This window comes from Chryseobacterium sp. 14P4.3.2 (genome assembly GCF_057799275.1).
The window spans coordinates 1-2,160 of sequence record NZ_JBYOKO010000045.1 but is presented as its reverse complement, the minus strand read 5'-3'; the positions used below and the strand labels follow the sequence as shown (position 1 = coordinate 2,160).

The window sequence follows — 2,160 nt, the reverse complement described above, 5'->3', positions numbered from 1 at the left end:
TAAACGTACAGCGGCATCTATGCCAGGGAACACAGCTACTTTGGTAGATAATCTTGATTATATCTATAATGGCAACCGCCTGACCCAAGTGATCGAAAATGCCATGAATGATACCGGTTATGAAGGAGGTAATAATATCATAGATTATGACCTGAACGGGAGTATGACCACGATGAAGGATAAAGGGATACAGAGTATTCAGTATAACTATTTAAATCTTCCCTACCAGATTAATATTCAGAATGTTAATTTTGCAGGAAAAGTAAACACGGCAGATATCAGCCATCTTTACCGGGCAGATGGGGTGAAACTTCGCAAAACATATATACAGTCATTTCATATGGGGCTGCCTATAGATCATCTTACTGATTACCTCGATGGTTTCCAGTATAGCTATAGAGGTGATGGCAATGTATGTTTAGTGTGCAGAACAGAAACAGCCTATGAAGAACAGGCCTACAGAAAAATAATTGATCCTGTAATTCCTTCTACTCCCCAATGGACTCTGGATTTTGTACCTACCGCAGAAGGATTTTACAGTTTCAAAGAAAACCGCTATATTTATCAGTACAAAGACCACCTCGGAAATGCCAGAGTAAGTTTTGCTAAAGACAGCCAAAGTGCTCTTGAAATTATTGACACCAACAATTACTATCCTTTTGGTTTAAATCATATAGGCCAAGGAAAAAGTCTTTTAGGTGGGTATTTAAATTACAAGTACAATGGGAAGGAGCTACAAGAGACTGGGATGTATGATTATGGGGCGAGATTCTACATGCCGGACATTGGAAGATGGGGTGTTGTAGATCCGTTGGCGGAGAAGATGACAAGACATAGCCCTTACAATTATGCGTTTAATAATCCTATCAGATTTATTGATCCTGATGGTAGAAATGCAATTGATCCGGTTGAATTATTTAATTCTGATGGAAAAAAAATTGGACAAGATCAAAATGGTATTGACGGGAAAGTATCTATAATATCAGATAAAGTCCTTGCAAATAATATTGAAAAAAGTTACAATAGGGGAGAAGTTGCATCAAAATCAGACGTGGAAAGTGGTTTACAAACTACTAAGACAGTTTTAACTGAAGCTCTTGATAGCTTGCAGAGAACAATAAATAATGGAGGAAATAGTGAAGAAACAGCTGTTATCGATCCAAATGACAATATAGTAAGAGGAGAAGCTGAAACTGTGAAAACTGGTAATCTTTCAACAACGACTTTACCAGATGTTAAAGGAGAAAATAATACTAGTATTCATAGTCATGTACCCTTAAATCCGTCAATTACTGATCGAGGAACAATTGCATTTTCATCAGCATTACGACCTAGCACTTTAGATGGAAAAGCGTTTGAAAAATTTGGTCTAAATATTATTGTAGGTAGGCTGGGAAATCAAACGGGTACTATTGATGGAGCCGGAAAAATAACATTGGATCCCAAGCCATCACTGGGAGCAGTTTTTTATAAGAGGAATGAAGTAACTCCCTCTTTACAGTTGAGCACGAATATAATTGAAAAAATAATTAAAGGAAAATAAGAATGAAAGTAAGAATACTAATATGTTTACTTTTTATTTGCTTTAGAGTAATGTCTCAAAAACAACTTCATGTATTAATTACTGTTGATGATGAGATTACCGGATCTTATAATCTTTCTCATAGTTATTTAATAGTACAAAAAGATACTATTACTCTAAAATATGAAATGGGAAGATTTGAATTAAGTGATAAGAAAGATTTAAATGAAATTGATGGTAATAGTGATATTGACTTGAACTTTAGGTATTATGACAATTGTTCAGATCAAAAAAAATATCATGTTAGACTCAAGTTATCTCTATTATTACAGAATTATTTTTTATTAAAAATTTATAATTTTGATCGATATCCTAATGTTTTTAATAAAAATAAAGGGTATGGATATGAGTATATTTCTCCCGTTATATCAGAGATACTACCAAGGAAAAAAAAAGCTAATAAAAGTAAATGTATACATTAATAGATTATATGAAAAATTATTAATAATTTTTGGTGACACGAACATCTTACCTGTGGGTTGACATGGAAGTTGTTTAAACTTATTTTGAAAAAAAAGTTCCGAGAAAATTAGCAATTTTGGATTGCAATTTAAAAGACTAATAATCTGGAACTCATC

The 2,160-nt window shown here is 33.4% G+C and carries 2 protein-coding genes; both read left to right on the top strand.

Translation table 11 applies throughout. The annotated features are described in order from the left end of the window. Positions 1–1,543 (top strand): RHS repeat-associated core domain-containing protein (locus AC27VX_RS23640; protein ID WP_488698421.1); only part of this gene is annotated, 1,543 nt, incomplete at its 5' end. A gap of 2 nt (positions 1,544–1,545) precedes the next feature. Next, positions 1,546–2,004: a hypothetical protein gene (locus AC27VX_RS23635; protein ID WP_488698419.1), complete on the top strand. Its 459-nt coding sequence runs from the start codon at positions 1,546–1,548 to the stop codon at positions 2,002–2,004. The last annotated feature ends 156 nt before the right edge of the window (positions 2,005–2,160 follow it).

Coding starts and splice junctions, on each gene's coding strand:
- AC27VX_RS23635 (WP_488698419.1), top strand. CDS start 1,546: ATGAAAGTAAGAATACTAATATGTTTACTTTTTATTTGCTTTAGAGTA.